The organism is Promicromonospora sp. NPDC057138 (genome assembly GCF_042670845.1).
In the GTDB taxonomy this organism is placed as follows: domain Bacteria; phylum Actinomycetota; class Actinomycetes; order Actinomycetales; family Cellulomonadaceae; genus Promicromonospora.
The window spans coordinates 1-24,714 of record NZ_JBHUUX010000036.1; the positions used below are offsets into that span (position 1 = coordinate 1).

Below are 24,714 nucleotides of genomic sequence, written 5' to 3' on the forward strand. Positions count from 1 at the left end.
CCTGTCCGCTCCGCTCGGAATTTCCTCCGAGCCGGAGCGGACAGGCGCTCTACTTCGCGGACCGAGAGGTCAGAGGGTCTGTGCCAGGCGGTAGTAGGCCTGGTTGTGGCGCACCTGATCGGCGAAGCCGCGGCGCGTCGTGTCCTCGTCGATGACAAGCAGCTCAGTGCGCGCGATGTTCGCGAACACCTCGAACGCCTCGATGCCCGCGGCCGTCGACATGACGGTGTGGTGCGCGCCGCCCGCCGTCAGCCAGGACTCGGCGGAGACGTCGAACGACGGCCGCGGCGCCCACATCGCGCGCGCCACAGGCAGCTTCGGCAGGTCGTGCGGCGGGGTGACGACGTCGACCACGTTGGCCGTCAGGCGGAACCGGTCCCGCATGTCGGCGAGCGAGACCACGACGGCGCCCTCGACGGCGTCCGCCGAGAAGACCATGCGGACCGGGTCCTCCTTGCCGCCGATGCCGAGCGGGTGGATCTCGATGCGCGGCGTCGAGGTGGTCAGCGAGGGGCAGACCTCCAGCATGTGCGCGCCGAGGATGAGCTCGGAGCCCGGGGTGAGGTCGTAGGTGTAGTCCTCCATGAGGCTCGCGCCCCCGGGGAGGCCGAGTCCCATCACCTTGGCGGCCCGGACGAGCACCGCCGTCTTCCAGTCGCCCTCGGCGCCGAAGCCGTAGCCCTGCTCCATGAGGCGCTGCACCGCCAGGCCGGGGAGCTGGCGAAGGGCGCCCAGGTCCTCGAAGTTGGTGGTGAACGCCTTGGCGCCGGCCGCCTCGAGGAGCCCGAGCAGCGCTATCTCCTGGCGCGCCGCGTAGCGCAGGGAGTCGTGCCGCTCGCCGTCCGCCCGGAGCTCGGGGGCGACGTCGTACTTCTCCTCGTACTCCGCGACCACCTTGTCGATGGCGGACTCCTCGACGGCGTCCACCGCCGCCACCAGGTCGTTCACGCCGTGCGTGTTCACCGAGACGCCGAACCGCAGCTCGGCCTCGGTCTTGTCGCCCTCGGTGACCGCGACGTTGCGCATGTTGTCACCGAACCGGACCAGCTTGAGCTCGTGCGTCGCCGCCCAGCCGGCCGCGCCGCGCACCCAGGTGCCCACCCGGCGCGTGACCGCCGGGTTCGAGACGTGCCCCGCCACCGTGGTCCGCGCGACGCCGAGCCGCGTGGCGATGTACGCGTACTCGCGGTCCCCGTGCGCGGCCTGGTTGAGGTTCATGAAGTCCATGTCGATGTCGTCCCAGGGGAGCTCGACATTCGCCTGCGTGTGCAGGTGCAGCAGCGGCTTGCGCAGCGCGTCCAGGCCCGCGATCCACATCTTCGCGGGGCTGAAGGTGTGCATCCACGTGATGACGCCCAGCACGTTGTCGGCGCCGTTCGCGTCCAGCATCGCGCGGCGGATCGCCGTCGAGTCCTTGAGGACCGGCTTCCACACCACCTTGACCGGCACGTCCGACGACGCGTCCAGCGCCCGGGCCACCTCCTGGGACTGCTCGGCGACCTGGGCGAGGGTCTCCTCGCCGTAGAGGTCCTGGCTCCCGGTGAGGAACCAGACCTCACGGTCCGCGTAGGGCTTGGTGCTCATGCCTGTCCTTCCGTGTTCACTGCGGCGGTGTGCTCTGCGGCGGTGCCCGACGGCGTCGTCGCGGGCTGGCCGTAGACGTTCTGGTAGCGGTCGTAGAGAGAGTCGATGTGCTGCTGTTCCATCGGGACGGGCTCGCCCAGCTGGCGGGAGATGTGCACCGTGCGGGCGACCTCCTCGACCATCACGGCGGCCTTCACCGCCGCCTTGGCGTCGCGGCCGATCGTGAACGGCCCGTGGTTGCGCATCAGCACCGCGGGGCTGCGGTGCCCGCTCAGGGTCTCGACGATGCCCCGGCCGATCGAGTCGTCGCCGATGATCGCGAACGGGCCCACGGGGACCGGCCCGCCGAACTCGTCGGCCATCATCGTGAGCACGCACGGCACCTCCTCGCCGCGCGCGGCCCAGGCCGTCGCGTACGTGGAGTGGGTGTGCACGACGCCGCCCACCTCGGGCATGTGCCGGTACACGTAGGCGTGCGCGGCAGTGTCGGACGACGGCGCGCGCGTCCCGTCCACGAGGTTGCCGTCGAGGTCGCACACCACCATGTCCGCGGCGGTGAGGTCGTCGTAGGAGACGCCGGAGGGCTTGATGACGAACAGGTCGGCGCTGCCGTCCGGCACGTCGGTGTTCGGCACGCGCTGCGACACGTTGCCGGCGGTCCAGACCACCAGACCCCAGCGCGGCAGCTCGGCGTGCAGGTCCGAGACGACGGCGCGGACCCGCGCCACCTCGTCCAGGACGGCCGGCGAGTAGTCGGTCAGGGCACGTGCGGTCATCGGTCTGCCTCCTGCGTCGTGTCTCGGGTCCGGAGCGCTTCGACGGCGGCGCGCTCGATCGCCAGGCCCGCGCTGTAGCGATCCAGGAAGGCGGAGTAGCCCGCCACGTCGTCGGCGTCGGGCTCGACGACGTCGAGCGCGGCATCCGCGAACACCTCGGCGCCCAGGAAGGCGCCCAGATCCTGCTCCGGGGCGGCCGCGCCGCGTGCGGACGCGCGGTACGCGGCGAGCACGGCGATGCCCCAGGCACCGCCCTCCCCCGCCGTCCGGCCCACGGCCACGGGCGCGCCGAGCGCGGCGGCTAGCAGGCGCTGGGCCACGCCCTCGGTCTTGAACAGGCCGCCGTGCGCGAACATCGCGTCCAGCTCGACCTGCTCCTCGGCCAGGACGCGCATGCCCAGGCTCAGGGTGGCGAACACGCTGTAGACCTGCGTGCGTGCGAAGTTGCCCAGGGTGAGCCGGCTGTCGGGCGTGCGCGTGAACAGCGGGCGCCCCGCCTCCAGGCCGGTGATCGGCTCGCCGGACAGGTAGTTGTAGGCGAGCAGGCCGCCGCCGTCGGCGTCGCCGTCCAGGGCGGACCGCAGGAGCGCCTCGAAGACGGCGCCCGGCGCGGCCGGCTGCCCCAGCGCGGCGGCGAACTGGCCGAACATCTCGGCCCAGGCGCCGAGCTCGCTGGCGCCGTTGTTGCAGTGCACCATCGCGACGAGGTCGCCGGCCGGGGTGGTGACGAGGTCCAGCTCGGGGTGCACCCGCTCCAGCGCCTTCTCCAGGACGACCATCGCGAAGATGCTGGTCCCGGCGCTGACGTTGCCGGTGCGCGGCGCCACGGAGTTGGTGGCGACCATGCCGGTCCCCGCGTCGCCCTCGGGCGGGCACAGCGGGATCCCGGGCTTCAGGGCGCCGGTCGGGTCCAGCAGCGCGGCGCCCTCCGCGGTCAGCGCGCCGGCGTCGGCACCGGCAGGCAGGACGCGCGGCAGCAGGTCGGCGATGGCCAGCCCGGGCCCGCGGCCGGCTACCAGCTCGTCGAACTGGGCCAGCATCCGCTGGTCGTAGTCCTTCGTCGCCGGGTCGATCGGGAACATGCCCGAGGCGTCGCCGACGCCGAGCACCTGCTGCCCGGTCAGGCGCCAGTGCACGTACCCGGCCAGCGTGGTGACGTGCCGCACCTGCGGCACGTGCGGCTCGGCGTCGAGGATCGCCTGGTGCAGGTGGGCGACCGACCAGCGCAGCGGGATGTTGTACCCGAACAGGCCGGTCAGCTCGGTCGAGGCCCGCTCCGTGGTGGTGTTGCGCCAGGTGCGGAACGGCACGAGCAGCTCGTCGGCGTCGTCGAACGCCAGGTAGCCGTGCATCATCGCCGAGACGCCGAGGGCGCCGAACGTCGTGGGCCGTACGCCGTACTGCTGCTCGACGTCGGCCAACAACGCCGTCACCGAGCCCTGCAGGCCGGACCACACGGCGTCCAGCGAGTAGGTCCACACGCCGTCGACGAGCTGGTTCTCCCAGTCGTGGCTGCCGCTCGCGAGCGGCGCGTTGTCCGGGCCGACCAGGCACGCCTTGATCCTGGTGGAGCCGAGCTCGATGCCGAGGGCTGTCCGCCCCTGCTCGATCGCCTCTCGGAGGCCGGCGAGCCGGCCCACTCCTTCGTCCTGCCGCTCCACCATCGTGGACCGCTCCGTCCTGCCCGCGTCGTCGCGAGGCGTCGTTCATTACAACCGTCGGTCGACCGCCACGGTTGGCGGTCCGCAAACCGTCCCTCGGCGATGTTAGCGCTCACACGATACGTTACGACAGCCTACGTCCTCAACGAGCCGGTCATCCCGGCCGTCCCGGCGCCTGCGCCGAGGTAGAACTGTGGCGAAGTAGAACTCTGGCGCGCTGCGGCTCTATCTCGCCGGGGTTCTCTCTCGCCACAGTTCTACCTCGCCGCCCTACTTCGGCGGGAGCGAGGGGACGCCGGACGGGCTCAGGGCTGGGTATTCGCTCAGCCTCGGGTCCACTGCTGGTTGGTGGCGCCGTTGCACGTGTAGGTGATCACTGCCGCCCCGTTCGCGGTCGAACCGCCATTGACATCGAGGCACTCGCCCGTGGCCCGCGACCGGATCGTCACGAAGCTGCCGGACGCCGCGACCACCGACCACTGCTGGCTGGTGCCCGTCCCGCAGCTCTCCTGGGTCACGTTCGTGGCGTTCTCCTGCACGCAGAGCGCGCTGTGCCGGGCCACGAGGTTGTAGTAGCCGCCGCCCGCGCTCCGGAACCAGAACCGCTGGTTCCCGCCGCCGTTGCAGTCGTACTGCTTGACCTGCGCACCGGCCGCGTAGGACTGGCTGGTCACGTCGGCGCACTTGCCGGAGTGCCTGGCGGTGAGCGACTCGAACGGCCCGCCCTGCCCGGTCACGGTGCCGGCGGCCTCGTCGATCACGAGCTCCGGGTAGTAGCTGAACGCCATGGACGTCGCCGTGGGGAACGTGATCGGCGCCCAGACGTACTTCGAGCCGTTCACGTTCGTGCCGATCGAGTTGCCCCAGCGGTCGCCCATGTACAGGTAGGACGTGCCCGAGGTGCCCTGCACCGGCAGCACGAACGTCGTCTGCGAGCCGTACGCCGTCGAGTCGCCGGCGTTCTGCATGGCCGACCAGCCGGACGCCAGGTTGCTCGTGGTGGCGTACTTCTGCTGGTTCGGGTTCCAGCCCGTGGCGCCCGAGGTCAGCATGAAGTACGTGCTGCCCCGCTTGAACAGCGCGGGGGCCTCGCGGTGGCCGCCGGGCCACGGGTTGGCGACGAGCGACTGGATGTCGGTGTAGTCGGCGGTGAGCCGGTAGATGTGCAGGTCGTAGTTCTCGTTGGCGGCCGAGTACATGTACCCGGTGCCGTCGGTGTCGACGAACACGCCGATGTCGCGGGACATGTGCCCGAGCGGCCGGAAGCTGCGCTGGTAGGTGTAGTTCCCGTCCACGGTGTCGCTGACGGCGACCGCCGCGCGCGCCTCCGAGTAGTCGGCGCCGTTCTCCTTGTGCATCCACATCACGAACTTGCCCGTGGCCTGGTTGTACATGACCTTGGGCCGCTCGATGTTGGCCGTGGCGAGCTCGGGGGCGCTGGCCTCGGTGAGCACGTGGTTGCGGAACTCCCAGTGCACCAGGTCGGTGGAGCGGTACGCCGACACGTACCGGAACGTGTTGTCCGAGTTCCGGTTCTCGCCGAACCAGTAGTAGTACTCACCCACCTTGACCACCCCGCCGCCGTGGGCGTGCAGCGGGTTGCCGGACGTGTCGGTGAACTGGGTAGCGTTCTCGACCGTCTCGGGCGAGGCCTGGGCCGACACGGCGCCGACGACGCTCGTCAGAACACAGGCCAGGGCAGCGAGGGCAGCATAAAGACGCCTCACGGGACCACACTCCTTCATCGCAGTGCAGGATTCGGGCAGGACAGAGCTCGGTGCTGTACGGAAGATCGGGTGGTGCGATCGGGTGGTGCGGGGACAGCGATGGTGCGGCGCACCAGCGTGGCGCGGGGAAGGACGGGGATCCCGACGCTCGGGATCCCCGCCCTCACCGGGGGTCGACGACCGGCGTCAGCCGTTGACGTTGAATCCTTGGTCCGTGCCGTACTTCACGTTCTCCTCCTGCCAGGCGGCGAGGCCGTCCAGGAGCGAGGACTTGTCGAGGTAGGCCTGGCCCACCGTGTCCGCGTAGATGCTGTTCGCGTAGGACTGCCAGGGCAGGTACTGCCAGCCCTCGTTCACGTCCTCGCCCGCCGCGCCGAGCACCTCGTTGATCTTCTGCCCGCCGAAGTACTCGGACTCGTAGCCGAGGAACTCGTCGGACCCCAGCTCCTTGACGGTGGCCGGGAAGCCGCCCGTGTCCATGAAGACCTTGATCGACTCGTCGCTCGCGTTGAGCCACTTCAGGAATCCGGCCGCGAGCAGCTTGTTCTCCGACGCCTCCGGGATGGACTCCGTGCTTCCGCCGTTCTCGGCGTTCGCCGGGGTGCCGTCGTACGTCGGCGTCGGGGCCACGCGCCACTTGCCCTTGCCGTCGGGGACGCCGTCCTCGAAGACGCCGGGCGCCCACGCGCCGAGGACCACCGACGCGATGGTGCCGTCGCCCAGGGCCTGGTACCACTCGTCGCTCCAGCCCGGGAGGTCGCAGAGCAGCCCGTCGTCGATGAGGGGCTGGTACATCTCCGCCCACTTCGTGGTGCCCTCGTCGGCGAGGTCGATGGTGACCGCGTCGCCGTCGGTCTGGAACGGGGTGCCGCCGGCCTGCCAGATCATGCTGGTGGTGAAGCCCGGGTCACCGGAGTCGTTGCCGATGCACGTCTTGGGGTCGTGCTTCTTGATGGCGCGCGCCGCTGCGACGTACTCGTCCCAGGTCGTGGGCACGTCGACGCCAGCGGCGTCGAACACGTCCTTGTTGTAGAAGAACGCCATCGGGCCCGAGTCCTGCGGCAGGCCCCAGATGCCGTCGTTCTGCGTCACCGCGCCCCAGGTGGACGGCGTGTACAGGCTCTCCAGCTCGTCGAACCCGTACTCGGTGAGGTCGGTGAGCTGGCCCGGGAGCTGGAACTGGGGGACGGACTGGTACTCGATCTGCACCACGTCCGGCACGTCCTTGCCGGAGGCGATCACGTTCTGCAGCTTGGTGTTGGCGTCGCCGGCACCCGTGGTGTCCACGAGCGTGACGTCCACCTTCGGGTAAGCCTTCTCGAACGCGGCGACCTGCTTCTCGGCCTGCGGGGTCCAGGTCCAGTACGTGATGCTGCCGCCCTCCTGGAGCGCCGCCTCGATCTCGTCGGTGTCCGCGCCCTCGCCTCCGCCACCGCCGCCTCCCCCACCGCCCGAGCAGGCGGTGAGGGAGGCGGCCAGCAGCGTGGCCACTGCGCCGATCGCAACGCGTCGGTTTCGGATGATGGTCATGGTCTTTCCTTCTTCCACGTCGTCGTAGTTCAGGTCTTTCTGCACTTCGGTCAGGCCTTCACGCTGCCCGCGCTCAGCCCGGACTGCCAGTACCGCTGGAGCACCAGGAAGGCGATGACTATCGGTACGACAGTCAGGAACGAACCGGTGATGACCAGGTTGAACACCGGCTTGGCACCGATGCCTGACGCATCCGCCAGCCACTGGTACAGGCCCAGCGTCAGCGGGTAGAGGTCGGGATCGTTCAGCATGATCAGGGGCAGGAAGTAGTTGTTCCAGGTGGCGACGATCGCGAACAGCGCCACGGTCACGATCCCGGGCGCCAGCAGGCGCAGCGAAATGGTGAAGAAGGTGCGCCACTCACCCGCGCCGTCGACCCGCGCCGCCTCCAGGAGCTCGGTGGGCACGGCCTCGGCCGAGAACACCCACATGAGGTAGAGGCCGAAGGGCGAGACCAGCGACGGCAGGATGATCGCCCACATGGTGTTGGTCAGGCCCACCTGGCTGAACAGCAGGAACGTGGGCACGGCCAGCGCGGTGCCGGGCACCGCGATGGCCCCGAGGATCGACGCGAAGACGGCGTTGCGGCCGCGGAACCGGTACTTGGCCAGCCCGTACCCGGCGGCGGTCGCGAGGATCGTGGCGCCGCCGGCGCCCACGATCACGTAGACCAGCGTGTTGCCGAACCAGCGCACGAAGATGCCGTCGTCGTGGGTGACGACCTGCTGGAGGTTCTCGAACAGCGCGAACGGGCCGGAAAACCACAGGCCGAACGAGCTGAGCAGCTCGGGCTGCGTCTTGGTGATGCTGAACAGCATCCAGGTCAGCGGCAGGATCGAGTAGATGATGAGCGCACCCAGCAGGACGGACAGCGTGACCGACTTGCGCGGCCGAAGATACGAGTAGCCGGCCATCACGCCTCCCTCCGGGTCCCACGAAGCTGGACCACGTACGCGATGATCGCCGTCACGAGGCCCATCACGATCGCGACGGTCGCCGCGTAGCTCACCTGGTTGCCCTGGAAGCTCAGGTTGTAGGCGTAGATGTTCGGCGTGTAGTACGACGAGATCAAGGCCGGCTGGATCTGCTTGAGGATGTTCGGCTCGTTGAAGAGCTGGAAGCTGCCGAGGATCGAGAAGATCGTCGCGATCATCAGGGCCCCGCGGACGGCGGGCAGCTTGATGGACCGCACTATCCGGAACTGGTCGGCGCCGTCGATCGACGCCGCCTCGTAGATCTCGACCGGCACCGTCTTGAGCGCCGAGTAGAGGATCAGCATGTTGTAGCCCACGAACTCCCAGGTCACGATGTTGCCGATCGCGGTGAGGATCCACTGCTTCGTGTACGGGTCGATGAGGCTGAAACCCACCAGGTCGTTGACGCTACCCGTGAGGCCCAGCCGGTCGTCGTACATGAAGCCCCACATCAGCACCGCCACGACGCCGGGCACGGCGTACGGCAGGAAGAGCGCAACGCGGAAGAACTCCTTGCCGTGCAGGCGGCCGCTGTCGATCGCGAGCGCGGCGATCAGCGACAGCGCCAGCATGATCGGGACCTGCACCAGCAGGAACAGCCCGACACGGCCGGCGCCGTCCCAGAGCTTGGGGTCGGAGAAGGCGGCCGCATAGTTGTCGAGGCCGGCGAAGGTGGTCCCGCCCATGAGCTGGTTGCGGAACAGGCTCAGGTACAGGGAGTAGACCAGCGGGGTCACGATGAACAGCGCGAACACCACAAGGAAGGGCGTCACGAAACTCCAGCCTGCCGCGGAGACGCGGAGGCTCGGTGGGCGGCGACCAGGCACTGGCGCACCCCTTTCCCCGGACCGCCATGTCCGGAATCGCCTGGACATCAATGTCCCGGAAAGCGTCAGGCAACAATGCTGCCCGAAGACGGAAATGTCAACGTAAACATCCTCGTGCGCGGTGACTCTGCCACTGCGGTGCGGACCTGTCAACGCCCCCATTGGGCACCGGACGACGATGTTGCGCAACTGCAACCCTGGAGTCTGCTCCGGGCGTCCACAGGGCTGCGGACGCGCCTTCACGTCCGCGGCGCCGCAGCACTTCTCCTCACCACTAGCTCGGGCGCGATCAGCTCGGCCGCGGGCTTGCCGCCGTCGACCGCCGCGAGGAGCAGCGCCACGCTCCGCCTGCCCAGGTCGACGAACGGCTGGCGCACCGTCGTGAGCGGGGGGATGAAGTGGCCGGAGCCGTCGACGTCGTCGAAACCGACCACCGACACGTCATGGGGCACCGACACGCCGCACTCCCAGAAGGCGCGCAGCAGGCCGAGTGCGAGCTGGTCGTTGGCGGCGAAGACCGCCGTCGGGCCGTCGCCCGCCTTCACCCGCTGCGCCAGGTCGAGCCCCACCATGTAGCCGCTGTCCGCGGTCCAGCTCGCGATCACCGGCTCCGGGACGGGGAGGCCGTGCTCGGTCAGGACCGCACGCCAGGACTCCTCGCGCTCGACGGCGTCCAGCCAGTCCTGCGGGCCCGCGACGTGCAGGATCTGCCGGTGACCCAGCTCGATCAGGTGCTCGACGGCGAGCCGTGCGCCCGCCCGCTGGTCCACGGCCAGGGGGATGGTCGGCACGTCGGGCTGCAGCTCGCGCGCCGCGATAAGGACCACGGGCACCGGGGCCTGGAACGACTCCACGGCGTCGGCCACGTCGCTGTGCGGCGCGATGACCACGATGCCCTCGACCGCCTGGTCCAAGAAGTGCTCCAGGGCGTCATGCAGGGCGGCGGCGTCATACCGGCGCAGCGTCGCGACGCTCACGTACCAGCCCTGCTCGCGCGCGGCCTCCTCGACGGCGATCAGCGTGCTCGACGGGCCGAACAGCGGGGACCCGGTGGTCACCACGCCCACCGTCGTCGACCGCTGCGTAACCAGGGCGCGCGCCGCGCTGTTGCGCCGGTAGCCGAGCTCCGCGATCGCCGCCAGCACCTTCTCCCGGGTCTCCGGGCGCACGCTCGGGTGCCCGTTCAGCACACGCGAAACGGTCTGGTGGGAGACGCCGGCGAGCGCCGCAACGTCGGCCATGGCCGGCGGTCGCGTCATCGCGGGTCGAGAGATGGTCACGAGGGAATCATCCACCCAGCGCGCGGGCGCGGTCACGCGCGGCGGTCGCGGCGGCCAGGAACGAGGCCCGCACGCCGCCGTCGTCGAGGGCCCGCAGGGCGGCCGCCGTGGTGCCGCCCGGCGAGGTGACCTTCTCGCGCAGGAGCACTGGGTGCTCCCCCGACTCGTCCATCAGGCGCGACGCGCCGAGCAGCGTCTGCGTGGCCAGGCGGCGTGCGACGTCGCGCGTCAGGCCGAGCAGCACACCTGCCTCGGCGAGTGCGTCGGCGACGTAGAAGATGTACGCCGGGCCGGACCCGGAGATCGCGGTGACCGCGTCGAGATCCTTCTCCGCGGTGCGCACCACGGCGCCCGTGCCCGCGAACAGGTGCTCGACCGCCTCGAGATCGGAATCCGTGGCGGCGGCGCCCGGCGCGATGGCGGTGATCCCCGCGCCGATCGCGGCGGGCGTGTTCGGCACGGTCCGTACGACGGCGGTGCCGGCGGGCAGCCGCTGCTCGTAGAACGAAGCGGGGTGGCCGGCCGCGACGGTGACCACCACGGCCCCTGGGTCCACCCCGGGCGCGATCTCGTCGAGCAGGGCGCCGACGTCCTTCGGTTTCACCGCCACGAGGACGAGACCCGCGCCCCGGACCGCCGTCACGTTGTCGCTGGTGGTGGCCACCTGGTAGGTCTCGCGCAGGTGCTGGGCCCTGGCCTCGGTCCGCACGGTGGCGACGACGTCAGCGGACGCCCAGCCTGCCGAGAGCGCGCCCGCGAGCACCGCCTCGCCCATGTTCCCGGCCCCGAGTACCGCAAGTCGCTGGTTCACGGCGCCATTCTCCCCCGCCGCCCCACTGGGGCGCTCACAGCGGGAAGGCCGCGTAGAAGTCCTCCATCGCATCGGCAGGGCCGGTCGCCTGCATCACGGCGGTCCCGTTCTGCCAGACGACGACGGCCTTGCCGCCCTTGGCAGGCACTATCGCGTACTGGCCCACCACCTTCTTGCCGACCTTCACGTCGCCCTCGCGGTCCGCCTCGCCGGCGGCCTGGGTCCAGGCCGCCGCCGCAGTGGCTGCCTCGTCCGACGTCGCCCACTGGCCCGCCACGAGCGCCACCTCGCCGGAGCCGCCGTCGGAGTACTCCGCGTTCCAGGCCTCCAGCGCGCCCTGCTGCTTGGGCTCCTCGGCCTTGCTGAGCGTGCCCAGCGCGAACTGAAGCACCGCGGACGGGAGGGCCTTCTGGAAGGCGGTCTCGTCGCCGGCGCGCTCCATCGCCTTCACCGTGGGGGTGGGGGCCGGCGCCGTGACCGTCACCGTGGGGACGGGCTGCGGCTCCGTCTCGCTGCTGCGCCAGAAGCCGGGCCACGCGAAGCCCGCCACGAGGACCACGGCGAGCAGGGTCACGAGCAGGCCCACGACCACCACGAGCCGACGGCGGCGGTACACCGCGGGCGACGCCTTGTTCGCGGCCACCGACGCGGTCGCGCCGGTACGCGGTGAGTTCACGCGCTGGTCGGTCATGTCCTGGCTCCCCGTGCTCGGTCCACCGGGTGCGTCACGGTGGCTCAGCGGAAACCTTATGTCGGAGCACTGACATCGGCGCGCAGGCACACCGCGAGCAGTGCCGCGAACCCGGCCGCCGAAGCCGCGCACGCGGCGAGGAGACCCCCGGCGTAAGCGGTGAGGCCGTTGCTCCACGCCAGTGCCGCCCAGGCATGACCCTCCGTCGAGACTGCTGCCAGGACGGAGGCCCCAGCCGCCGGCACGGCGATGACGCCAAGGAGTGTCGTGACCAACCACGTCGCGACCTCGCCGGCCCCCGCCCCGCGTGCGGTGGGCGGGCCCGCCCACCGCGCCGGCGCGAAAGCGCACACCACAGCAGTCCAGGCCACCACGACGAGCACCGCCGCGACGACGTCGGACGGGCGGTGCCAGCGGTCCGCGAGTGCCGCCAGGCCCATGGCGCAGGTGGCTGCGGCACCTGCGAGCGCCGTCGCCGGCCGCCAGCCCCGCGGGACGACGAGCAGGAGCGCCGCCCAGGCCGCCGCCACTACCGTGACGTGGCCGCTCGGGAGCGTGTTCACGTCCCGGTTCCACTCGCCGACGAGGCCGACGCGGTAGAGCAGGCCATCCTTGATCACCTGCGTGGCCAGGTTCGACCCCAGGATGACGACGGCGGCCAGGCCCGTGGCCGCCCACCTCTGGCGCAGCAGCCCGATCCCGCACACCACGAGGAGGCCGGCCGCCAGCCACGGCAGCGAACCGAGGAGCAGTACGGGCTCCACGAGGTGGTTGACGACGTCCTGGTACCGGTCGGCCGTCTCGAAGGCGCGCTCCTCGACGCGCTGCCCGGGCCACGTGGTGACCATCGCCCACCAGACGAGCCAGGTGCCCAGCGCCGCCGCGAAGGCAACCGCGAGCCCGGCCGCGCGAGCTGTCGCCTGGCGGCGGGCTCGCTCAGCTGTCAGAGGGCCGGGCTCGGTATGGGATCCGGCGCGGCGCGCCAAGCGCCCGTCGGAGGACAACATGGTCGCAAGATACCTGGTCAGGCTGACCGCCGTGACGCTACGGGGGAGCACGGCGGAGCGATCTTCGCGGCCACTGTCAGTGGCGGCACGTACGTTTGCGCTCGTGACCTCATCGACCTCCAAGCGGGCCAGGCCCGCATACCGCTGTACCGAGTGCGGCTGGACCACCGTCAAGTGGGTCGGCCGCTGCGGGGAGTGCCAGGCGTGGGGGACCGTGAGCGAGGACGGGCCGGCGGCGTCGGGCCCGCGCACGGCCGCCGTGTCCCCCGCACGCGAGCCCGCCCGGCCCATCGCCGACATCGACGTGGAGTCCGCACGCGCCAACCCGACCGGCGTCGGCGAGTTCGACCGGGTGCTCGGCGGCGGGCTGGTTCCTGGTGCGGTGATCCTGCTCGCGGGCGAGCCGGGCGTGGGCAAGTCGACCCTCCTGCTCGCCGTCGCGAGCAACGTGGCCGACGGCGCCCTGGGGCCCGACGGCTTCGAGTCGCCCCGCACCGTGCTGTACGTGACCGGCGAGGAGTCCGCCGGTCAGGTCCGGCTGCGGGCCGAGCGCATCGGGGCGCTGTCGCCCACCCTGCTGCTCGCCGCGGAGACCGACCTGGGTACGGTGCTCGGCCACCTGGAGGCGAACCAGCCGGACATGCTCATCGTGGACTCGGTGCAGACCATCGCGTCCGGGCAGGTGGACGGCGCGCCGGGTGGCGTATCGCAGGTGCGCGAGGTCGCCGCCGCGCTGATCGCGGTGGCCAAGGAGCGGCAGATCCCGACGATCCTCGTGGGGCACGTGACCAAGGACGGCTCCGTCGCCGGCCCGCGGACGCTGGAGCACCTGGTCGACGTGGTGTGCCAGTTCGAGGGCGACCGGCACTCGCGCCTCCGCATGATCCGCGCGGTGAAGAACCGGTACGGCCCGACGGACGAGGTGGGCTGCTTCGACCTGTCGGAGAGCGGGATCGTCGGGCTGCCGGACCCATCCGGTCTGTTCCTGTCGCACGCCGGCTCGGGGGTCGCCGGGTCGTGCATCACGGTGACGCTGGAAGGACGGCGCCCGCTCGCCGTCGAGGTGCAGGGGCTCGTGGCGCCCAGCCCGCTGAACAACCCGCGCCGTGCGACCAGCGGCGTCGACTCCAGCCGGCTCGCCATGATCCTCGCCATGCTGCAGCGGCACGGCGGGCTGCTCCTTGCCGACCAGGACGTCTACGCCTCGACCGTGGGCGGTGCCCGGATCACCGAGCCGGCGTCGGACCTCGCGGCCGCACTCGCGCTGGTCTCCGCCCGCACCGGCCGGCCGCTGCCGGGGGCCACGGTGGCCGTCGGCGAGGTCGGCCTGGCCGGGGACCTGCGCCCCGTCGCCGGGCTGGACCGGCGCCTCGGCGAGGCCGCGCGCCTGGGGTTCGCGCACGCCGTCGTGCCGCACGGGACCGGCGTCAAGGCGCCGCACGGGCTGCAGCTCGTCGAGGCGGCCCACATCCGCGATGCCGTGCAATGGGCGCAGTCCGCAGGTGGCTGAGCTGGCGACGAGATGGACAGCCGGTGACCGGTTCGTGAAACGAACTGATTGTGACCCGGCGCACAGCGTAGGATTTCTTCGTGGCCACGACCTCCTCGCACCCTGACGAGCTGCTCCGGGAGACCCTGGCCGCTGTCGCGCCCGGGACCGAACTCCGCGACGGACTCGAACGCATCCTGCGCGGCCGTACCGGCGCGCTGATCGTGCTGGGCCTCGATCCGACCGTGGAGCAGATCTGCTCCGGCGGTTTCTCGCTCGACGTCGACTTCTCGGCCACGCGCCTGCGCGAGCTGTCCAAGATGGACGGCGCCGTGGTGCTCGACCGGGGTGCCACCCGTATCCGCAAGGCAGCGGTGCAGCTCCTGCCCGACCCGACCATCGAGACCACCGAGTCCGGCACGCGCCACCGCACCGCCGAGCGCGTCGCCAAGCAGACTGGCTTCCCGGTCATCTCGGTGAGCCAGTCGATGCGGATCGTCGCCCTCTACGTGGGTGGGCAGCGGCACGTGCTGGAGGACTCGGACACGATCCTCGGCCGCGCCAACCAGGCCCTCGCCACGCTCGAGCGGTACCGCGCTCGCCTCGACGAGGTGTCCGGCACGCTGTCCGCGCTGGAGATCGAGGACCTGGTCACCGTGCGCGACGTGTGCTCGGTGGTGCAGCGCCTCGAGATGGTCGGCCGCATCTCCGACGAGATCGCCGGCTACGTGATCGAGCTCGGCGTGGACGGCCGCCTGCTGGCGCTGCAGCTCGACGAGCTGATCGGCGATGTCGGCGCGGACCGCGAGTTCGTGATCCGCGACTACGTGCTGGGCCGCAAGGACCGCACGCTCGCCGACGTGCAGGCCGAGCTGTCCGCGCTGACGTCCCAGCAGCTGCTCGACATGGGCCAGATCGGCCGGATCCTGGACCTTCCCGGGGGCGGGGACGCGCTCGACGCCGCCGTCGCGCCCCACGGCTACCGGCTGCTGTCCAAGGTGCCGCGCCTGCCGAACACCACCATCGAGCAGCTCGTGGGCCACTTCAGCAGCCTGCAGAAGCTCCTCGCCGCGAGCGTCGACGACCTCATGTCGGTCGACGGTGTCGGCGAGCAGCGCGCCCGGACCATCCGCGAGGGCCTGTCCCGGCTGGCGGAGTCCAGCATCCTGGAACGCTACGTCTGACACCGTCGAGTGCTGGATCTTCGCCCCGTCGATGCGCGAAACGGGGCGGATATCCAGCACTCAACGCTGTGATCAGGGCTTCTTGCTCGGTTTGTCGGTCGACTTCTCCGTCGACTTCTCCGTCTGCTTGTCGGTCGACCTCTCGGCCGCTTCCTCGCTCCTATGCGCACTCCGGTCGGCCGACGCGCTGCCGGACGGCCTCGCGGACGCGCTTCCCGATGGGCTCCCGGAGGGCGACGGCGACCCGCTCGGCTCCGGCACCGTGTACGTCACCCGGACGACGTCGCTGGCCACGCCTTCGACGTCGGCGAGCGTGGCCTGGGCGGTGTACTCGCCGGCGACCAGCTTGGGCTGGCCGGGGGCACAGCCGGGCGCCGACCGGGAGTCGGACCAGCTCGCCTCCGTGATGTCGACGTCGCCGGGCCCGAGGAGCAGCAGCCGCTCCTCCTTCTCGCCGGCGCAGTCCGCCGACGACCAGACGCGCTCCGCCGTCGGCTCGCCCACCTCGCCCTGGTACGCGGTCACGGCAAGGCTGCGCCGAGGGCCGTCGACAAGGCACTGCACCTCGCCCTCGTTCTGCAGCGACACAGTGAACTTGACGGGCACACCCGGTGTGACGGCGACGCGGTCGGCCGCGAGACGGATGTCGAGGTCCTCGGCCGCGCACGGCGAGGCTGCGGCGTTCGGGTCCACGGGGTCCGGCGGGTCCACCTTGTGCGACACGATGGACGGCTCGGTCTCGGGCCAGGTCGCGGCCACCCCGATGCCGCCGAGGGCCAGCACGACCAGCACCGCGATCAGGCGCCCGCGGCGACGCGGACCTGCGCCGGCGAGCCCTTGATCGGCGTCGGGGCCTGAGGGCCGCTCGGCTCGCTCCGGTGCACTGACCACCTGCTGAACCCCCTGCTGAACTACTGCTACATGGTCTGACGTGCGGTGACACCCGCGCCACCAAAATACGACGCCGCACACCGCCGCGGCGGCAGCCGCGCCGCCGAGTCGGTCACGTGTCCCACTTCACGGGTCTTGCGCCGCGAGCGCCGCACGCCCGCCCCGCACGTGTCAGACGCTGAGGCCGCCCGGGTGACCTCAGCGTCTGACAGCTCCGGGACGGATCGTGCGGCAGGATGAGTCCTCGTGAGAGGGCTGGAGACGACGCGACGCACCGAGGTGCGCTCCGGCGTCGTGCAGTGGTTCGACGGCGCCGCGCGCGAGCTGCCCTGGCGCGCGCCGGACCGGTCGCCGTGGGGCGTGCTCGTCAGCGAGGTCATGCTGCAGCAGACCCCGGTGGTGCGCGTCGAGCCCGCCTGGCGTGCGTGGCTGGAGCAGTGGCCGACGCCCGCCGAACTGGCCCGGGCGCAGACCGCCGACGTGCTCCGTGCCTGGGGCCGGCTCGGGTATCCGCGCCGCGCACTGCGGCTGCAGGAGTGCGCCAAGGTGATCGTCGAGCGGCACGACGGCGTCGTGCCTCGGACCGATGCCGAGCTGCGCGCCCTGCCCGGCATCGGCGAGTACACGGCGGCCGCGGTGCTGGCCTTCGCTTACGGGAAGCGGTCGGTGGTGGTCGACACGAACGTGCGCCGGGTGCTGGCGCGCGCGGTCGGCGGGACGGCGCTGCCCGCGCCGTCGTACACCGCGACCGAGCGTGCGCTGGCGACCGCCCTCGCGCCGCCCGGCGACGCCGAGGCCGCGCGCTGGGCCGCGGCATCGATGGAGCTCGGCGCGCTGGTCTGCACGGCGAAGGCGCCGAAGTGCGGTGCCTGCCCGGTGGCGGGGTTGTGCGCGTGGCGCGCGGCGGGCTCGCCCCCGGACGCCCACGCCGGCCGACGCCGCACCCAGGCCTGGGCGGGCACCGACCGGCAGGCGCGCGGCCGCGTCATGGCGGAGCTCCGGCAGGCGGACGAGCCGGTGGAAAGAGCTCTGCTCGCGAACCTGTGGCACGACCCGCACCAGCTCGACCGGGCGATCGCTGCCCTCATCGAGGACGGCCTGGCGGAACAGGACGAAGCAAACCGCCTCCACCTGCCGAGGTAACTGGTTGTCAGAGTTCCAGGAGCATGCGGGAGTTGCCCAGGGTGTTGGGCTTGACGCGCGCCAGGTCGAGGAACTCGGCGACGCCCTCGTCGTAGGAGCGCAGCAGCTCGGTGTACACCTCGGGCGTCACCGGCGTGCCGTCGATCTCGCGGAACCCGTGTGCCGCGAAGAAGCCGACCTCGAAGGTCAGGCAGAACACGCGGCGCAGACCCAGCGCGCGGGCCCGCTCCACCAGCGCCTCGAGCAGCGCGTGCCCCACCCTGCGGCCGCGCCAGTCGCGGTGCACGGCCAGCGTGCGCACCTCGGCGAGGTCGTCCCACATCACATGGAGCGCCCCGCAGCCGACGGCGGGGTCGTCCGGCGCGGCGGTCGGGTCCGTCGCCACCAGGAACTCCTGGACCGCCTCGTAGTACCCGACCATCTCGTACGGCCGGAGGATGCGCTCCTGGCTGAGGGGCTCGACGAGGTCGCGGATCGTGCGCACGTCGGCGGGGAGGGCGGGTCGGATCACGGGCGCCATCGGCGCCTCGGGTGTCGTCACGGCGACACACTACGGCCGGGGCCGCGCGGTGCGCCCGGCGCGCACACCAGGCGGACGACAGCCGCCGACCAGAAGGTGCAGACCAGGCGAAACGCATGCCGAACCCGAAAGTGAGCAAGAGAACCTCCCCACATACCCCGGCACACAGGGCAAAGGTCTTGCCAAGTGACGGAATGCGTGGTGAGTTTGGCGCATGGCATCCACACGCCTGACCGCAGACGCGAGGGCCCAGGCGCTGGCCGCTCTCGAAGCCAGCGTCAGCCCCTCGGCCGAGCTCGACGTACTGGTGATCGGGGGCGGCGTCACCGGCGCCGGAATAGCGCTGGACGCGGTCACGCGCGGGTTGTCGACCGCCGTCGTCGAAGCACAGGACTGGGCGCAGGGCACCTCCAGCCGCAGCAGCAAGCTGGTCCACGGCGGACTGCGCTACCTGCAGATGCTCGACTTCGAGCTGGTCCACGAGGCACTCACCGAACGCGACCTGCTGCTACGGGACCTCGCACCACACCTGGTGCGTCCGGTCCCGTTCTTGTATCCGCTGGAGCACCGCGTCTGGGAGCGCGCCTATGTGGGCGCTGGCATCGCCATGTACGACATCCTGGCGACGCTGACGCCGGGCCGCCGTCCGATGCCGTTCCACCGGCACCTGAGCAAGAACCAGATGGAGGCCAAGTTCCCGGACCTGGCGCACGACGCCGCTGTCGGCGCGGTCCAGTACTGGGATGCGTCGGTCGACGACGCCCGCCTGGTCGCCACCCTGATCCGCACCGCCGCGAGCTACGGGGCACACGCCGCCAGCCGCACCCAGGTGGTGAGCCTGACGCAGGGCGCGACGGGCGCCGTGAACGGCGCGGTGGTCGTGGACCTGGAGACGGGCCATGAGATCACCGTCCGGGCGCGGGCGGTCATCAACGCGACCGGCGTCTGGACCGAGGAGACCGAGGCGCTGGCCGGCTCGGATGGCGGGCTGCGGGTGCTCGCCAGCAAGGGGGTGCACCTCGTCGTGCCGCGCGAGCGGATCCGCGGCCACGCCGGGCTGATCCTGCAGACGGAGAAGTCGGTGCTGTTCGTCATCCCGTGGAGCAGGTACTGGATCATCGGCACCACGGACACGCCGTGGAGCCTCGACCCGACGCACCCGGTCGCCACGAGCGCCGACATCGACTACGTGCTGGATCACGCCAACGCTGTCCTGGCACACCCCCTGACCAGGGAAGACATCATCGGCACCTACGCGGGCCTGCGCCCGCTGCTGCAACCGGGCACCAAGGCGGGCACGAGCAGCGCGAAGGTCAGCCGTGAGCACACCGTCGCCTCGCCGACGCCGGGCCTCACCGTCATCGCCGGCGGCAAGCTGACGACCTACCGGATCATGGCCAAGGACGCCGTCGACTTCGCAATCGGGCAGCGCGCCGCCGCTCTCCCCTCGATCACGCACCAGATCCCGCTCACGGGCGCCGTCGGGCTGCGGGCCGTACAGCGTCAGTCGCGCACGTGGGGCAAGCGGTTCGGCTGGGCTCCCCCGCTGCTGGACCACCTGCTGCACCGGTACGGCGCCAACCTCGCGGAGATCGTCGAGCTGTGCGATGCCGATCCCTCGCTCGCCAAGCCGCTGGAGCACGCGCCCGCCTATCTGCGGGCCGAGGTGCACTACGCCGTGAGCCACGAGGGCGCCCTCCACCTGGAGGACGTGCTGGCGCACCGCACGCGGCTCGTCTACGAGGTCGCGGACCGCGGCACCGAGGCGGCCGAGGAGGTCGCGTCCGTCGTCGCGCCCCTGCTGGGCTGGGACGCGTCCGACACGGAGCGCGAGGTCCGTTCCTGGCAGGCGCGGATCGAGGCGGAACGGCACGCCGAGGAAGCCACCGACGACGAGGGCGCCGAACGGGCACGTCTGACCACCCCAGACGTGGCGGCAATGCAGCCGCTACGGAACTAGCGAAACAAGGTACCAAGGGAACCAAGGAAACCCCTACTAGTCCGCCGACGGGACACCCCAGAGGAGCCGCCGGGTTCACCTCCGTACGCCGACATAGTGGTCGGCAGAAAGCGAGTCAACGATGAACGCATTCACGGACATCATGGTTCCGGAGTTCCTGGGCACCATGATCCTGATCCTCGGCGGTGCCGGAGTCGTCGCCAACGTGATCCTCCCGAAGAACAAGGGATTCAACGGCGGCTGGCTGCTCATCAACTTCGGGTGGGGTCTTGCAGTCTTCGCCGGCGTGTACGTGGCATTGAAGTCCGGGGCGTACATCAACCCCGCCGTGACGCTGGGCGTCCTGTCCAGCGGGGCCGAGGAGTTCGCCCCGGGCATCCCGGCCGACTTCGTCAACATGCTCATCTACTGGGTCGCGCAGCTCGCCGGCGCCTTCGTGGGCGCCGTCCTCGCGTACCTGACGTACAAGCAGCACTTCGACGAGGACGCGGACCCGGCGATCAAGCTCGCGGTCTTCTCGACCGGCCCGCAGATCCGCTCGTACCTGTGGAACTTCGTCACCGAGGTCATCGGCACGTTCATGCTGGTCTTCGTCATCCTGTCGTTCGCGAACTGGCCGGGCGACATCGGGCCGCTGGCCGCAGCCCTCCTCGTGACCGGTATCGGCGCGAGCCTCGGTGGTCCCACGGGGTACGCCATCAACCCGGCCCGTGACTTCGGCCCGCGCATCGCCCACTTCGTCCTGCCCATCCCGGGCAAGGGCTCGAGCGACTGGGCCTACTCGTGGGTCCCGGTGGTCGGGCCGCTCGTCGGCGGCGCTCTCGGCGGACTGCTGGCCGCGGCAGTCGCCTGATCCGCGGCCCGAACCTCAACACAGGCTTCGACACAGACAAGGGAGTCAAGACCGATGGCTGACTACGTACTCGCGATCGACCAGGGCACGACAAGCTCCAGGGCGATCGTCTTCAATCACTCCGGGACCATCGTGTCCAGCGGGCAGATCGAGCACGATCAGATCTTCCCGCGGGCCGGCTGGGTGGAGCACAAGCCGGAACAGATCTGGGACAACACCCGCGAGGTGGTGGGTCTCGCGCTGACCAGGGCGAACATCAACTACACCGATCTCGCCGCCGTCGGCATCACCAACCAGCGCGAGACCACGGTGGTGTGGGACAAGACGACCGGCAAGCCGGTCTACAACGCGATCGTCTGGCAGGACACGCGCACGCAGGCCATCGTCGACGAGCTCGGCGGGTCCGAGGGCGCGGACAAGTACAAGGCGATAGTGGGCCTGCCCCTCGCCACCTACTTCTCCGGGCCCAAGGTGAAATGGATCCTCGACAACGTCGAGGGCGCGCGCGCGGCGGCCGACCGCGGCGACCTGCTCTTCGGCAACACCGACGCGTGGGTCCTGTGGAACATGACCGGCGGGGTCGACGGCGGCGTGCACGTCACCGACGTCACGAACGCCTCCCGCACCATGCTCATGGACCTCGACACCCTGTCCTGGCGCGAGGACATCGCCGCGGACATGGGCATCCCGCTGTCGATGCTCCCCGAGATCCGCTCCTCCTCCGAGGTGTACGGAGAGGGGCGCACCAAGGGCATGGTGCCCGGCGTGCCCATCGCGGGCATCCTGGGCGACCAGCAGGCCGCGACCTTCGGGCAGGCATGCTTCGAGGTCGGCACCGCGAAGAACACGTACGGCACCGGCAACTTCATGCTGCTCAACACGGGTACGGAGAAGGTGCCGTCCGAGCACGGCCTGCTCACCACGGTCTGCTACAAGATCGGCGACGCGGACGCCGTCTACGCGCTTGAGGGCTCCATCGCCGTCACCGGGTCACTGGTCCAGTGGCTCCGCGACAACCTGGGCATGTTCGCCGACTCGCAGGACGTCGAATGGATGGCCCGCAAGGTCGAGGACAACGGCGGCGCGTACTTCGTGCCCGCCTTCTCCGGCCTGTTCGCGCCGTACTGGCGGCCCGACGCGCGGGGTGCCCTCGTGGGCCTGACCCGGTTCGTCAACCGGAACCACATCGCGCGGGCCGCTCTGGAGGCCACGGCGTATCAGACCCGCGAGGTCATGGACGCCATGAAGGCCGACTCCGGCGTGGAGCTCACCGAGCTCAAGGTGGACGGCGGCATGATCGCCAACGAGCTGCTGATGCAGTTCCAGGCCGACCAGCTCGGCGTCCCCGTCGTCCGCCCCGTCGTCGCGGAGACCACCGCGCTCGGCGCCGCGTACGCGGCGGGCATCGCGGTCGGGTTCTGGAAGGGCGAGTCCGACGTCATCGCGAACTGGGCGGAGGACAGGCGGTGGGAGCCCAACATGGAACAGGCCGAGCGGGAGCGGCTGTACCGGAGCTGGAAGAAGGCCGTGACGAAGACCTTCGACTGGGTGGACGCGGATATCGGTTGACCTGCAGCTGGTCGAGCGCACCTCGCTGGTCGAGCTTGTCGAGACCGGTCTCGACAAGCTCGACCAGCGTTCGCACTAGGGCGCCAGGAAACGTCGTGCCGTGTCCACGAGGGTTTCCTTCTCGCCTTCTGCGGTGAAGTCTTCCTCGACCGCTATGCGGCCCAGGAAGCCGTCGGTCAGCAGGTAGAGCCACGAGGTGATCCGGTCGGGGGTGAGGTCGGTCCTGATCTCGCCCGCGCCCTGCGCCTTCTCGACCCAGGGCAGGATCAGGTCACGCTGCGCCTGCGCGTCCTCGTCGAGCTTCGCGGCGACGTCCGGCTGGTGCATGACGCCGCCCACCGCGCGCACGAAGCCCGGCATCCGCGGCTCCGCGGCGTCGTCGGCGCCCTGCCTGACGATGTCGAGGAGGACGCCGAGCGGGTCCGTCCGGTCCGCGTAGACTGCCCCGGCCTCACGGACCTCCTCGATGCCCAGCGTCAGGATCGCCAGCAGCACGTCCAGCTTGGTCGGGAAGTAGTGGAAGAACGTGCCCGACCCGATGCCCGCCTGCCGGCAGATCGCCGCGGTGGTGGTGCTGTCGTACCCGCGCTCCGCGAAGACGGTCAGGGCGGCGTCGATGATGACGAGCCGGCGCGCCTCGTGGCGCGCGGGGTCAACGGTCCGCGCCACGCGCGCCCTCGTCGGCCGACGTCGCCCGGCGCACCTGGATCCGGTCGTCCCGGACACGAGCCACCAGTCCGAGCGCGGCCAGGTCCTCGTCCGCCTGGCGACGGGCGGCCTCGTCCGCGCGCTCCTCGAGCCGACGTCGGAGCGCCTCGTGCTCGGCGGCCGTGAAACCGGGCCGGCCGTCGACCCAGCGCTCGAACCGCTGCTCGTACGGGTCCGTGTCCCGCCACGGCCAGCGGTGCTGGTCGAGGGCTCCCCGGACCGTGGCCCCGGACAGGGTGTCGACGTCGAGCCGGGCGCGGAGGCCGCCGTCCGGCCGCAGGAGCACCAGGTCGTTCTTCTCGCGGAACGCGGCGCCGACGTCGGACCGCTCGATCCACACCTCGCGCTCCTCCTGCCGGTGCTCGAGGTGGTCGTCGGAGACGGTGAGCCGGGGCGCCTCGGCGACCGTCATCAGGGCGAAGAACGCGCCGCACACCAGCCCGAGCCCGCCCAGGATCGCGAGCGACCACGGCAGGGTGAGCGTCCCGATCGTCCGGACCGGGCCTGGCGCGGGCAGCGGCGTCGCCTCGATCAGGTCGACCAGGCCCCGCGCGAGCGCGGGCGCGAACCAGCCCAGCGCGAGGCCGAGGGCGAGCACGCCCAGGCCGAGCAGGGCGGCGAGGGCAGGTGGCTGTCGCACCTCGGTGGTCGTCATGAGTCAATTATTAGAGCAGCGACTCCACTAATGCAACGAATCACCGTCGGTCAGCTCCTCGACCATCCAGGGCACGCGCTTCACCAGGGCGCGCCACACGAGCTCGTCGTCCACGCCGTCGTAGACGTGAGCGATCAGGTTGCGCATCCCCTTGAGAGCGGGCCAGCCGATATCGGGATGCAGTTCCTTGAACCACTCCGGGAGGCGCTCGGCAACCGTCGCGACATTCAGGACGATGTGCTCACCAAAGCCTCTGCTCCGTTCCCCGTCGAACGTCTGGGCCATATAGGCCTCGTGCCCTTCGGAGACCAGCTGGCGTGCCTGCTCCCCGAATCGAGCCAGGTCCGCCAGGTACCGGCCGACCTTCTCTCGATCGGCCGCACCCTCTCCCGAGTCTGATGGGCCAGCACCGGCGGTCACAGCGGCACCGCGTCGGCAGCTGCGCGTGCGGCAGCCGGCCCGTGCGCGTCATCGGGAACCACATCCACGTGCACGCCGACTGCCTCCTCGAGGGCTTCGGCCAGCGCGACCTTGTCGAAGATGTCGAAGTCCCGCGGGGTCGTGACCAGCAGGTCGAGGTCCGACTCCGGCGTATCTTCGCCTCGCGCCACGGACCCGAAGACACGCGGGTTGGTCACGTCGTACCGACCGAGCACTTCCCGGACCTGCTCGAGTGCGCTCTCCAGCAGGATCGAAGGCCGCACCCGAAGGGCAGCATCGAGTCGAGCTCGGGTCTCGAGCACGGGGCTGCGGACGCCCTTCTCGATTGCGGCTATCGCTGGCTGCGATGTTCCCGACCTCGCCGCCAGCTCGCGCTGCGTCAACCCCGCGCGTACGCGCCGGGCGCGCAGATCCCTCCCGTAGTTGCCCATGA

The 24,714-nt window shown here is 70.9% G+C and carries 23 protein-coding genes; 6 read left to right on the forward strand and 17 right to left on the reverse strand.

Going from position 1 to position 24,714, the window contains the following annotated elements:
• Positions 1–69: 69 nt before the first annotated feature.
• From araA to ACFT2C_RS18485, 11 genes are all read right to left on the reverse strand, one after another.
• Complete coding sequence (gene araA, locus ACFT2C_RS18435) at positions 70–1,584, reverse strand: L-arabinose isomerase (protein WP_377208525.1); 1,515 nt, start codon at positions 1,582–1,584, stop codon at positions 70–72.
• The gene (locus tag ACFT2C_RS18440; protein WP_377208526.1) at positions 1,581–2,360 is read right to left on the reverse strand and encodes an L-ribulose-5-phosphate 4-epimerase; all 780 of its coding nucleotides are present in this window, start codon (positions 2,358–2,360) and stop codon (positions 1,581–1,583) included. Before ACFT2C_RS18440 ends, araA begins: the two co-directional genes overlap by 4 nt.
• Positions 2,357–4,024 (reverse strand): xylulokinase, encoded by a 1,668-nt coding sequence (locus ACFT2C_RS18445; protein ID WP_377208527.1) that lies wholly within the window; start codon positions 4,022–4,024, stop codon positions 2,357–2,359. The genes ACFT2C_RS18440 and ACFT2C_RS18445 overlap by 4 nt, the downstream gene beginning before the upstream one ends.
• A gap of 320 nt (positions 4,025–4,344) precedes the next feature.
• Positions 4,345–5,748: an RICIN domain-containing protein gene (locus ACFT2C_RS18450; protein ID WP_377208528.1), complete on the reverse strand. Its 1,404-nt coding sequence runs from the start codon at positions 5,746–5,748 to the stop codon at positions 4,345–4,347.
• A 186-nt stretch (positions 5,749–5,934) separates the two neighbouring features.
• Entirely contained in the window at positions 5,935–7,278 is a 1,344-nt protein-coding gene (locus ACFT2C_RS18455) for an ABC transporter substrate-binding protein (protein ID WP_377208529.1), read from the reverse strand.
• 50 nt (positions 7,279–7,328) lie between these two features.
• The gene (locus ACFT2C_RS18460) at positions 7,329–8,192 is read right to left on the reverse strand and encodes a carbohydrate ABC transporter permease (protein WP_377208530.1); all 864 of its coding nucleotides are present in this window, start codon (positions 8,190–8,192) and stop codon (positions 7,329–7,331) included.
• Complete coding sequence (locus ACFT2C_RS18465) at positions 8,192–9,127, reverse strand: carbohydrate ABC transporter permease (protein ID WP_377208531.1); 936 nt, start codon at positions 9,125–9,127, stop codon at positions 8,192–8,194. Before ACFT2C_RS18465 ends, ACFT2C_RS18460 begins: the two co-directional genes overlap by 1 nt.
• 191 nt (positions 9,128–9,318) lie before the next feature.
• Positions 9,319–10,320, reverse strand: a complete 1,002-nt coding sequence (locus tag ACFT2C_RS18470; RefSeq protein ID WP_377208573.1) for a LacI family DNA-binding transcriptional regulator — start codon at positions 10,318–10,320, stop codon at positions 9,319–9,321.
• A gap of 46 nt (positions 10,321–10,366) precedes the next feature.
• A complete protein-coding gene (gene proC / locus ACFT2C_RS18475) occupies positions 10,367–11,170 on the reverse strand; it encodes a pyrroline-5-carboxylate reductase (protein ID WP_377208532.1) in 804 nt (267 codons plus the stop codon).
• Between the two features lie 34 nt (positions 11,171–11,204).
• Positions 11,205–11,861: a hypothetical protein gene (locus ACFT2C_RS18480; protein WP_377208533.1), complete on the reverse strand. Its 657-nt coding sequence runs from the start codon at positions 11,859–11,861 to the stop codon at positions 11,205–11,207.
• Positions 11,862–11,917: 56 nt separating this feature from the next.
• The gene (locus ACFT2C_RS18485) at positions 11,918–12,868 is read right to left on the reverse strand and encodes a phosphatase PAP2 family protein (protein WP_377208534.1); all 951 of its coding nucleotides are present in this window, start codon (positions 12,866–12,868) and stop codon (positions 11,918–11,920) included.
• Between the two features lie 103 nt (positions 12,869–12,971).
• Between ACFT2C_RS18485 and radA the strand changes: the two genes are divergently transcribed.
• Both radA and disA read left to right on the forward strand, forming a co-directional pair.
• On the forward strand, positions 12,972–14,378 hold the full coding sequence (gene radA / locus ACFT2C_RS18490) for a DNA repair protein RadA (RefSeq protein ID WP_377208535.1): 1,407 nt from the start codon (positions 12,972–12,974) through the stop codon (positions 14,376–14,378).
• Positions 14,379–14,458: 80 nt separating this feature from the next.
• Entirely contained in the window at positions 14,459–15,541 is a 1,083-nt protein-coding gene (disA, locus tag ACFT2C_RS18495; RefSeq protein ID WP_377208536.1) for a DNA integrity scanning diadenylate cyclase DisA, read from the forward strand.
• A gap of 72 nt (positions 15,542–15,613) precedes the next feature.
• On the opposite strand, the gene ACFT2C_RS18500 is transcribed toward disA, so the two are convergent.
• On the reverse strand, positions 15,614–16,432 hold the full coding sequence (locus tag ACFT2C_RS18500; RefSeq protein ID WP_377208537.1) for a hypothetical protein: 819 nt from the start codon (positions 16,430–16,432) through the stop codon (positions 15,614–15,616).
• Positions 16,433–16,678: 246 nt separating this feature from the next.
• Between ACFT2C_RS18500 and ACFT2C_RS18505 the strand changes: the two genes are divergently transcribed.
• Positions 16,679–17,575: an A/G-specific adenine glycosylase gene (locus ACFT2C_RS18505; protein WP_377208538.1), complete on the forward strand. Its 897-nt coding sequence runs from the start codon at positions 16,679–16,681 to the stop codon at positions 17,573–17,575.
• Between the two features lie 7 nt (positions 17,576–17,582).
• Here ACFT2C_RS18505 and ACFT2C_RS18510 read toward each other — a convergent pair whose 3' ends face one another.
• Positions 17,583–18,095 carry an amino-acid N-acetyltransferase gene (locus ACFT2C_RS18510; protein ID WP_377208574.1) on the reverse strand — a complete coding sequence of 171 codons (513 nt, stop codon included), beginning with the start codon at positions 18,093–18,095 and terminating at the stop codon, positions 17,583–17,585.
• Between the two features lie 214 nt (positions 18,096–18,309).
• Here ACFT2C_RS18510 and ACFT2C_RS18515 point away from each other — a divergent pair, with 214 nt between their 5' ends.
• The 3 genes from ACFT2C_RS18515 (at position 18,310) to glpK (ending at position 22,477) form a co-directional block, all read left to right on the forward strand.
• Positions 18,310–20,055, forward strand: coding sequence for an FAD-dependent oxidoreductase (locus ACFT2C_RS18515; RefSeq protein ID WP_377208539.1), 1,746 nt, complete (start codon positions 18,310–18,312; stop codon positions 20,053–20,055).
• A gap of 121 nt (positions 20,056–20,176) precedes the next feature.
• Positions 20,177–20,908 (forward strand): MIP/aquaporin family protein, encoded by a 732-nt coding sequence (locus tag ACFT2C_RS18520; RefSeq protein ID WP_377208540.1) that lies wholly within the window; start codon positions 20,177–20,179, stop codon positions 20,906–20,908.
• Between the two features lie 54 nt (positions 20,909–20,962).
• Complete coding sequence (glpK, locus tag ACFT2C_RS18525) at positions 20,963–22,477, forward strand: glycerol kinase GlpK (RefSeq protein WP_377208541.1); 1,515 nt, start codon at positions 20,963–20,965, stop codon at positions 22,475–22,477.
• 75 nt (positions 22,478–22,552) lie between these two features.
• Here glpK and ACFT2C_RS18530 read toward each other — a convergent pair whose 3' ends face one another.
• From ACFT2C_RS18530 to ACFT2C_RS18545, 4 genes are read right to left on the reverse strand one after another with little or no spacing between them, the layout of a single operon-like run.
• Positions 22,553–23,146 (reverse strand): TetR/AcrR family transcriptional regulator, encoded by a 594-nt coding sequence (locus tag ACFT2C_RS18530; RefSeq protein ID WP_377208542.1) that lies wholly within the window; start codon positions 23,144–23,146, stop codon positions 22,553–22,555.
• The gene (locus ACFT2C_RS18535) at positions 23,130–23,840 is read right to left on the reverse strand and encodes a hypothetical protein (RefSeq protein WP_377208543.1); all 711 of its coding nucleotides are present in this window, start codon (positions 23,838–23,840) and stop codon (positions 23,130–23,132) included. The genes ACFT2C_RS18530 and ACFT2C_RS18535 overlap by 17 nt, the downstream gene beginning before the upstream one ends.
• 27 nt (positions 23,841–23,867) lie before the next feature.
• On the reverse strand, positions 23,868–24,260 hold the full coding sequence (locus ACFT2C_RS18540) for a DUF86 domain-containing protein (RefSeq protein ID WP_377208544.1): 393 nt from the start codon (positions 24,258–24,260) through the stop codon (positions 23,868–23,870).
• Positions 24,257–24,712 carry a nucleotidyltransferase domain-containing protein gene (locus tag ACFT2C_RS18545; protein WP_377208545.1) on the reverse strand — a complete coding sequence of 152 codons (456 nt, stop codon included), beginning with the start codon at positions 24,710–24,712 and terminating at the stop codon, positions 24,257–24,259. Before ACFT2C_RS18545 ends, ACFT2C_RS18540 begins: the two co-directional genes overlap by 4 nt.
• Positions 24,713–24,714 lie beyond the last annotated feature (2 nt).

Excerpts from the sequence above, each read along its gene's own strand:
- araA (WP_377208525.1), bottom strand. The coding sequence starts at position 1,584 with ATGAGCACCAAGCCCTACGCGGACCGTGAGGTCTGGTTCCTCACCGGG.
- ACFT2C_RS18440 (WP_377208526.1), bottom strand. The coding sequence starts at position 2,360 with ATGACCGCACGTGCCCTGACCGACTACTCGCCGGCCGTCCTGGACGAG.
- ACFT2C_RS18445 (WP_377208527.1), bottom strand. The coding sequence starts at position 4,024 with ATGGTGGAGCGGCAGGACGAAGGAGTGGGCCGGCTCGCCGGCCTCCGA.
- ACFT2C_RS18455 (WP_377208529.1), bottom strand. The coding sequence starts at position 7,278 with ATGACCATCATCCGAAACCGACGCGTTGCGATCGGCGCAGTGGCCACG.
- ACFT2C_RS18460 (WP_377208530.1), bottom strand. The coding sequence starts at position 8,192 with ATGGCCGGCTACTCGTATCTTCGGCCGCGCAAGTCGGTCACGCTGTCC.
- ACFT2C_RS18465 (WP_377208531.1), bottom strand. The coding sequence starts at position 9,127 with ATGTCCAGGCGATTCCGGACATGGCGGTCCGGGGAAAGGGGTGCGCCA.
- ACFT2C_RS18470 (WP_377208573.1), bottom strand. The coding sequence starts at position 10,320 with ATGGCCGACGTTGCGGCGCTCGCCGGCGTCTCCCACCAGACCGTTTCG.
- ACFT2C_RS18480 (WP_377208533.1), bottom strand. The coding sequence starts at position 11,861 with ATGACCGACCAGCGCGTGAACTCACCGCGTACCGGCGCGACCGCGTCG.
- ACFT2C_RS18485 (WP_377208534.1), bottom strand. The coding sequence starts at position 12,868 with ATGTTGTCCTCCGACGGGCGCTTGGCGCGCCGCGCCGGATCCCATACC.
- ACFT2C_RS18510 (WP_377208574.1), bottom strand. The coding sequence starts at position 18,095 with ATGGCGCCCGTGATCCGACCCGCCCTCCCCGCCGACGTGCGCACGATC.
- ACFT2C_RS18515 (WP_377208539.1), top strand. The coding sequence starts at position 18,310 with ATGGCATCCACACGCCTGACCGCAGACGCGAGGGCCCAGGCGCTGGCC.
- ACFT2C_RS18520 (WP_377208540.1), top strand. The coding sequence starts at position 20,177 with ATGAACGCATTCACGGACATCATGGTTCCGGAGTTCCTGGGCACCATG.
- glpK (WP_377208541.1), top strand. The coding sequence starts at position 20,963 with ATGGCTGACTACGTACTCGCGATCGACCAGGGCACGACAAGCTCCAGG.
- ACFT2C_RS18535 (WP_377208543.1), bottom strand. The coding sequence starts at position 23,840 with ATGACGACCACCGAGGTGCGACAGCCACCTGCCCTCGCCGCCCTGCTC.
- ACFT2C_RS18545 (WP_377208545.1), bottom strand. The coding sequence starts at position 24,712 with ATGGGCAACTACGGGAGGGATCTGCGCGCCCGGCGCGTACGCGCGGGG.